Raw genomic sequence first — 7,961 nt, 5'->3', positions numbered from 1 at the left:
TCGCTGTGCTGCTGTAGAAATTGCGGCACAAATCGCCCTGTCGACTCCTCGCCATACACGTTGCCGCCATAAGGGTTGGCGCCATCGTCCAGCCCTTTGGGCGCACTCTGTTGGGTGCGGTTCAACTTTAGATTCAATTGTTCTGCGTACCCTGCATCGCCATCCGAGGTGGATTTGTTGATCACCAACTCTGGAAAGGCAAATATGACGACCACCATCAGCAACTGCATGATCACAAAGGGCACCGCACCTTTGTAGATGTCTATGGTCTTCAAGCCAGCGGGCGTGACCGACTTCAGGTAGAACAGGGAAAATCCAAAAGGTGGCGTTAAAAAAGAGGTCTGAAGATTCATGGCGATCATCACCCCAAACCACACCAAGTTGATGTCCAGTTGCTGGGCCACTGGCACCAGCAGGGGTATTACGATGAATGCGATCTCAAAAAAATCCAGAAAGAATCCCAATACAAACACCAGAATTTGCACCGCCACCAAGAAGCCCAGTTCGCCACCCGGCAATCCAGTCATGAGGTGCTCCACCCAAATGTCGCCGTCAATCGCACGAAAGGTCAGGCCAAACACCGTGGAGCCAATCAGGATGAACATCACAAAACACGACAACTTGGTGGTGCTGTCCAATGCATCCTTGAGCAATGTAATGTTCAAGCGTTGTTTTGCCCAAGCCAAAACCAAAGCGCCCACTGCACCCATGGCACCCGCTTCAGTGGGGGTGGCCAGCCCAACAAAAATGGTACCTAGAACCAAAAAAATAAGAGCCAGGGGTGGCACCAATACCACCAAGGAACGGTAGACCAAAGTGCGCGTGGGCAGGTTAAAGTGGCCGCGGGGCAGGGCGGGTAGGTCTTGAGGACTCGCAATGGCCTTGCACACAATGTAGAGCAAAAAGCAGGCAACCAGGAGCAGACTTGGCAACATGGCACCGGCGTACATGTCCCCGACCGACACCCCCAACTGATCAGCCATTACGATGAGCACCAGACTGGGGGGAATAATTTGCGCCAAGGTGCCAGAGGCTGCAATAACGCCGGTCGAAACCCTCGGGCTGTAGCCATGTTTAAGCATGATGGGCAAAGAAATCAGGCCCATCGAAATCACCGATGCCGCCACCACCCCTGTTGTAGCGGCAAGCAAAGCCCCCACCAGCACGATGGCCATGGCCAAGCCGCCACGAAGCGCACCAAACAACATGCCCACGGTTTCAAGCAGGTCCTCGGCCATTTTACTGCGTTCAAGCACCAGCCCCATGAACGTAAAAAATGGAATGGCAAGCAAGGTGTCATTGCTCATGATGCCAAACAAGCGCTCGGGCAATGCTTGAAGCAGAGCCGGGCTCATCAAGCCTTGCTCAATCGCAATGTAGCCAAACAGCAATCCGTTTGCGGCCAAGGCAAAAGCCACCGGGAAGCCCGACAGCATGAAGGCCAGCAACACCGCAAACATGAGAGGGGCTAGCCACTCGACAGGTATAAACGGCATGGTTATTCCTTCGCGGCAAGCCGGTGAAATGTTTTAATCATTTCAGACACAACCTGCAGACCGAGCAAGGCAAAGCCAAGCACAATCATGAGCTTGGCTGGCCAACGGACGAGGCCACCCGCATCGGGCGACATTTCATTGGCCTGCCATGAGAGGTAGAAAAATTCCCAGCCATGCACTGTCACAAAACCCACCAAAGGCAGCACAAACAGCAAGTAGCCAGCAGCATCCACCAGCGCTCGGGCGCGAGGTGTAAATCGACTGGCAAGAATGTCAATTCGAACATGCGCCCCCTCTCGAAGCGTGTAGGCGGCGCCCAATAAGAACACCGTTCCGAACAGGTACCATTGAATTTCCAACCAGCCATTGGAACTCATGTTGAATAGCTTTCTGACCACGGCATTGCCTGCCGAGATCAGGATGGCAGCCAGGACCAAGCCGCCCATGGCCTTGCCAACCAGCCCGTTGAGCCGGTCAATCAGTTGAGCCAGGGCGATGAGGTTTTTCAAGCTTTGAGATCCAGGCGTTGGCGACTGGCGTGCACAGCGGCCAGCACCTGTTGAGGATTGGTCCCGCCAATGTGATTACGCGCGTTCAAAGAACCCTCCAAAGTGAGCACGGCCAGTAAAGTGGAGTCCACCAAGTCATCCGAATAACCCAATTCACCCAGGTGCAGCGCTTCCTGCAGTTGCTGCACGGTCAGCGCCTCCAGGCCGCAGGCGTGCTCGTCGCAGTAACGCACGGCGCGTGCCACCGCCTCATGGGCATCTCTAAAAGGCATGCCGCGCTTGACCAGGGCATCGGCCAGGTCGGTGGCCGTGGCATAGCCTTCCAAAGTGGCGCGTTTCATGTTCTCTGGTTTTACGCGAATTCCTTCTACCATTTCAGCAAAGATGGTGAGCGTGTCGACCAGCGTGTCCACGGTGTCAAACAGAGGTTCTTTGTCTTCCTGATTGTCTTTGTTGTAGGCCAATGGCTGGCCTTTCATCAGGGTGAGCAAGCCGGTGAGGTGGCCGTACACCCGTCCAGTCTTGCCGCGTGCCAGCTCGGGTACGTCAGGATTTTTCTTCTGGGGCATGATGGACGAGCCGGTGCAGAAACGATCAGGCAGGTCGATGAACGCAAAACGAGGGCTCATCCAGACAATGAGTTCTTCAGACAAGCGCGAAATGTGCATCATCACCAAACTGGCGGCAGCACAAAACTCAATGGCGAAATCGCGGTCAGAGACGGAATCCAGGCTGTTGCGCGTGGGGGCTTCAAAGCCCAGCAATTCGCAAGTGCGATTGCGATTAATGGGAAAGGTTGTGCCCGCCAAGGCCGCTGCACCCAGGGGCATTCGGTTAATGCGTTTGCGGCAATCTTGCATGCGCTCGAGGTCGCGCTCAAACATTTCGGCGTAGGCCAAGAGGTGATGGCCAAAGGTAACTGGTTGCGCCACCTGAAGGTGGGTAAAGCCGGGCATCACGGTGGCATGGTGTTGCTCAGCCACGCCAAGCAGCGCAGCGATCAAACCCTTGAGTAAGCTTTGTATGCGGTCTACCTCATGACGCAAAAAAAGCCGAATGTCGGTAGCCACTTGGTCGTTGCGGGAGCGGCCGGTGTGCAGGCGCTTGCCCGCATCGCCAATCAGGTCGGTCAAGCGGCGCTCAATATTCAAGTGCACGTCTTCAAGGTCAAGCTGCCATTCAAACTGGCCTCCCTGGATCTCGGCCAAAATTTGTTGCATGCCTTTTTGGATGGAAGCCAAGTCTTCTGGGGAGATCACCTTGCATTCAGCCAGCATGGTGGCATGGGCCAAAGAACCCTGGATATCGAATTCCGCCAAACGTTTGTCAAAGAACACAGAGGCGGTGTAGCGCTTGACGAGTTCGGACATGGGTTCGTTGAAGCGAGCCGACCAGGCTTCCTGCTTTTTGGACCATTGGTTGGTCATGGTGTTTCCTTAGAGCGCTTATGACAAGGCCCAATTATAAGGGTTTGGCGTGCTAGACTGCGGACAGTTGCCGCATACATGGCGACCACCACCAATCAATGATGTCTTAAATTTTTCAATGAAAATCAGAATTGCATCCAGGGAAAGCAGGCTGGCCATGTGGCAAGCCGAACATGTGCGTGACCGGCTTTTGACTCAACCCGGCGTGGATGGCGTTGAGATTGTTGGCATGACCACCAAGGGCGACCAAATTTTAGACCGGTCGCTTGCAAAAATTGGCGGCAAGGGTCTGTTTATAAAGGAGCTGGAACAGGCCTTGCTGGAGGGGCGCGCAGACCTGGCGGTGCATTCCGGCAAAGACATACCCATGGACCTGGATCCACAATTTCAATTGCTGGGTTTCATGACTCGGGAAGACCCGCACGATGCCCTGGTGTCCAACGATTTTGCTTCACTGGCTGAGTTGCCTGCGGGTGCCATTGTTGGCAGCTCAAGTTTGCGCCGGCAGGCGCAAGTGTTGGCCCGCTATCCGCATTTGGTCGTCAAGCCCTTGCGTGGCAACCTCGATACCCGTCTTGGCAAACTCGACGCTGGTCAATTTCAAGCCATTGTGCTGGCAGCCGCCGGGCTGAAGCGCTTGAATATGCATAGCCGAATCCGGGCCATCGTGCCATCCGAGCACATGTTGCCCGCTGTGGGGCAGGGTGCCTTGGGGCTGGAAATTCGTCAGGGTGACGATGCTCTGGCCAAGATTTGCCACGCCTTGATCGACCCGGTGTGCACGCAGTTGGTCAGCGCGGAACGCGCAGTATCCAAGGCATTGGGCGGCAGTTGCCAAGTTCCAATCGCAGGTTACGCCACCCGCGAAGGCGGCGATCACTTTATGCTGCGTGCGCTGGTGGCCAGCCCAGACGGTCGCCGTGTGCTGCAGGCGCAAGGGCAGGGTTTGCTGGCCGATTGGGCGGCTGTGGCCCAAGGCGTCATTGAGCAGCTTGTTCGCGGTGGTGCTCAAGCCCTGATCGAGCAGGCTGTTGCTGAATTCGCCCAACAATCCTGAGGCCGCCATGACCCCCACACTGGTTGTTTGCAAACCCCGATTGCCCGACGACTACACCGTTCAAAAGCAAGCCCTTGCCGACACGCTTCGAAGCTTGGGTTTGGTGAATCATGTTTTTTTCCCGGTATTCGATTTAAAACCTCTGGATGAGCCGATTGCTCAGGTGCAGCAGTGGATCAACCAAGCCGATACAAACAAACCCCGAATGGTGGTGTTTGTCAGTCCATCGGTGCTGGAAGTGGTTATTCACCGTGTGGGCGTGTGGCCCAAAGGCGTGGTTTGCGCTGTGATGGGGCAGCAAAGCAGGGCACTTGCCTTGCTGTTGGGGGTGCCAGAGGAGCAAGTTCTGGCACCGTCGGGCCTGCAGGCTGACGAAACCGAAGATTCCGACGGCCTGGCCAAGCTGATTGAAAAGCAGTACGCCGACCACAACATCGAGGTGTTGGTGTGCAAGGGACCTCGCGGCCGAACCGAGTTTGCGTTGCATCTGCGAACCTTGGGTCATCAGGTTGATGTGTTGGAATGTTATGACCGAGTCCCTGTGCTTCAAACACAAGCCGAGGTCACGGCCCTGCTTGGTCTGGCTGGTAATGCGGTGCTGTGGGTGACGAGCAGCGAAACGGCCACGGTGCTCAATCAACAGCTTGAAGCCCATTCGCCTTTGCAAACGCTGGAGTTCAAGCGACTTTGCACGGTGCTCACCACACACCCCAGAATCACCTCGAAATGCAAGGAATTGGGTTTTGCCAATGTCAGCCAGATTCCAACGGGGATACAATCGGTTCATGACTGGCTCAATACCAAGAAAAAAAGCATGGACAAAACGCCACAACAAGCCAATCCCGTCGCTGTGAGCCAAAGCTCATCTGCGCGTCCAGTATCCGCACCTACAAGCTCAGGCCCAAGTTGGTTGGCCAAGGCCGCGTTTTTCGTGTCTGTACTCAGCTTTGTGTTGGTGTTGCTCATCGCCTTTGCTGGCAAAAACCAAATCGAAAAAACCCGGCTTGCCTTTGGCGAACGCATTCAAAAAGAATCCACCACGCTTGAAATCGTTAAAGAAGAGGTTCGCCAAACCGGCGACTTGTTCAAAGACATGCGTACGCGTTTTGAGCTACTGGAGCAGGCTCAAAAAGAGGAAGCAAGCCAGCGGGCCAGTCTTGAAGAAGTCTACAACAGCCTTTTGGCAAGCCGCACCGAGGTGTCGGTGAGCGAGGTCGAACAACTCATTTCGATTGCCAAACGCCAGTTGTATTTGCTGGGCAATGTGAATGGTGCAGCCATCGCTTTGGCGCAAGCCATTGAACTGCTTGAGCGGACCGATAAGCCATCCTTGCTCAACCTGCGCACAGCCATCGAATCTGATCTGGCTCAAATCAAGGCCTTGCCTGCCGACGACTTGCTTCGCATGGCCATTTCTCTTGATGCTGTGGTGAACACCGTCGAAGTGTTGCCCATGTTGTCTGGCGCCAATGCGACAAACCAAACCAATCTGGCAGAACTCACCGAGCCTCAGGGGGCAGAACCTGCGAATGTGGAAACCACCAAGCCCGAAACAGCCAGCGTTGATGTTGCTGCGGCTGAGCCAGCGGCGCTGCCAGAAGGCACTGAGTCCGCCAATATTTGGAAAGACGCATGGGCATGGGCCCAGTCGGCCATCAAGGCTGCCTGGTATGACGTGCGCTCCCTGATCGAGATCAGCAAGGTGAACTCCCCGGAAGTGCTGATGTTGTCGGCCCGGCAGGAAACCGACCTTCGCAACACCCTGAGGCTTTCCCTGCTCAACGCCCGTATTTCTTTGTTGTCTCGCCAGGCTGACCTTTTGAAGTCTGATTTGCAGAGATCCACCTATTTGCTCGACCGTTATTTCGACCCCAAGGCGGTTCAGGTTCAGCGCGCCAAAAGTGTCATTCAAGAACTGCATGCCATTCAGGTCGATTTGGTGTTGCCCGAATTGAAGGCCACCAATGCAGCCTTGCGCTTGGTTGTGGCAGCCCAGCAGGGGGAACGCCAATGAGGCAATTGATTGGCCTGCTGGTGATTGTGGTGGTGGCCGTGGGCATCACCTTGCTGGCCCAAAGCAACGACGCCAAGGTGTTGGTGTTTGCCGGTCAGTACCGAGTGGACATGTCGCTGAATTTCGTGATCATCGCTTTGCTGGTTGGGTTCGCGTTGTTGTACCTGGCGCTGCGAGCGCTGAGTGCATCTTCGCAACTGCCGTCCCGTCTCAAGGCTTATTTAAAAAACCGCAAACAAGAGGCCTTGCTGAAGGCCAATACCCGCGGTTTGATTTCTTTAATCACCGGCGACGAACACGGTGCCGAAAAAGCACTAAAGCAAGCAGTTGGCACTGGAATTGAGTCTGATCTGAGTTACATGATCCGAGCCATGTCGGCCATTCAGGCCGATCGGCTGGATGAGGCCGAGCAGGTGTTGGCCCACGAAAAAGCCATCAACGGGGAGCACAACCAGGCTTTATTGGTTCTTAAGTGCCAGGTGGCCTTGGCCAAAGGTCAGCACGCGACGGTGTTAAATATCATCGAGGGCATGGATCCCATGGTCTCACGTCTGCCGCAGGTGGTGAAGTTGCGTTTGCTCGCCCTGGTGGGGCTGCAGCGTTGGCAGGAGGCGCTTGACCAATACCGCGTGTGTGTTCAGTTGCCTGCCTTGGGACAAGGCGAAAAGCTGGATTGCATGGCTCAAATCTACCAAGGCTTGTGCGAGCAGGCGCATGGCGATGCTCAAAAAATGTCCGAAGTGCTTTCTGCTGCCAAGCCCGCCGAGCTGGCACACGTCGCCGTGCTTCGAGCCATGGCCTCGGGCTTGTTGCGTTGCGGTTTGCACGATGCCGCGCGCACCATGCTCCAAACGGCACTCGATCAGGAATACAAGCCAGAACTGTTGCCTGTTTATCACGAAGTGGCGGTTCTTCAGGCCCGTGAGGCCCTGCCATTTGTCGAGAAGCTGGTGGCCGCCCATCCCAATGAACTTCGCTTGCTAGAGCTGGCCGCCGATGTGTGCGAACAAGAACAGTTGTGGGGCAAGGCCATTGCCCGATTTGAGGCGGTGTACAACCAGTTGCCGTCGGCCCATGTGGCCGGTCGCTTAGAGCGTTTGTACCAGGCAGCCAACCAAGGCGAACGTGCCAAGCAGTGGCGCGACAAAATGAACATGCACCTGCAAAAGCCACGTCAGCCAGCATGAAGGTTTGTTGATTACAATAACCCAAAATTTTTTGATTTGAACAAGGACCAAACACCATGGGATACAACAGCATTCCCCCGGGCAAAGATGTGCCCAATGATGTCAATGTGATCATCGAGATTGCCGCAAACTCTGATCCAGTGAAGTACGAAGTCGATAAAGACAGTGGTTGTTTGTGGGTTGATCGTTTTATGGGCACAGCCATGCATTACCCGTGCAATTATGGCTACATTCCCCAAACCTTGGCGGCCGACGGCGACCCCGTGGATGT

7 protein-coding genes are annotated in these 7,961 nt (G+C 55.2%); 4 read left to right on the top strand and 3 right to left on the bottom strand.

Going from position 1 to position 7,961, the window contains the following annotated elements; all coding sequences use genetic code 11:
• From ACEQU8_RS03695 to argH, 3 genes are all read right to left on the bottom strand, one after another.
• Positions 1 to 1,496: TRAP transporter large permease subunit (locus ACEQU8_RS03695; RefSeq protein WP_370261551.1), on the bottom strand; the 1,496-nt coding region annotated here is incomplete at its 3' end.
• 2 nt (positions 1,497 to 1,498) lie between these two features.
• Positions 1,499 to 2,005: a TRAP transporter small permease subunit gene (locus ACEQU8_RS03690; protein ID WP_370261550.1), complete on the bottom strand. Its 507-nt coding sequence runs from the start codon at positions 2,003 to 2,005 to the stop codon at positions 1,499 to 1,501.
• Positions 2,002 to 3,432 (bottom strand): argininosuccinate lyase, encoded by a 1,431-nt coding sequence (argH, locus tag ACEQU8_RS03685; protein ID WP_370261549.1) that lies wholly within the window; start codon positions 3,430 to 3,432, stop codon positions 2,002 to 2,004. Before argH ends, ACEQU8_RS03690 begins: the two co-directional genes overlap by 4 nt.
• Before the next feature lie 118 nt (positions 3,433 to 3,550).
• On the opposite strand from argH, the gene hemC reads away from it, so the two are divergent.
• The 4 genes from hemC to ACEQU8_RS03665 form a co-directional block, all read left to right on the top strand.
• Complete coding sequence (gene hemC, locus ACEQU8_RS03680) at positions 3,551 to 4,489, top strand: hydroxymethylbilane synthase (protein WP_370261547.1); 939 nt, start codon at positions 3,551 to 3,553, stop codon at positions 4,487 to 4,489.
• A 7-nt stretch (positions 4,490 to 4,496) separates the two neighbouring features.
• Positions 4,497 to 6,503 carry a uroporphyrinogen-III C-methyltransferase gene (locus ACEQU8_RS03675; RefSeq protein WP_370261545.1) on the top strand — a complete coding sequence of 669 codons (2,007 nt, stop codon included), beginning with the start codon at positions 4,497 to 4,499 and terminating at the stop codon, positions 6,501 to 6,503.
• Entirely contained in the window at positions 6,500 to 7,690 is a 1,191-nt protein-coding gene (locus tag ACEQU8_RS03670; RefSeq protein ID WP_370261543.1) for a heme biosynthesis HemY N-terminal domain-containing protein, read from the top strand. The genes ACEQU8_RS03675 and ACEQU8_RS03670 overlap by 4 nt, the downstream gene beginning before the upstream one ends.
• Positions 7,691 to 7,746: 56 nt before the next feature.
• A partial coding sequence (locus ACEQU8_RS03665; RefSeq protein ID WP_370261541.1) for an inorganic diphosphatase occupies positions 7,747 to 7,961 on the top strand: 215 nt, incomplete at its 3' end.

Source organism: Limnobacter sp. (genome assembly GCF_964228395.1).
GTDB lineage: Bacteria > Pseudomonadota > Gammaproteobacteria > Burkholderiales > Burkholderiaceae_B > Limnobacter.
Note: the sequence above shows the minus strand (reverse complement) of the source record. Positions and strands in the feature narration are given on the sequence as shown.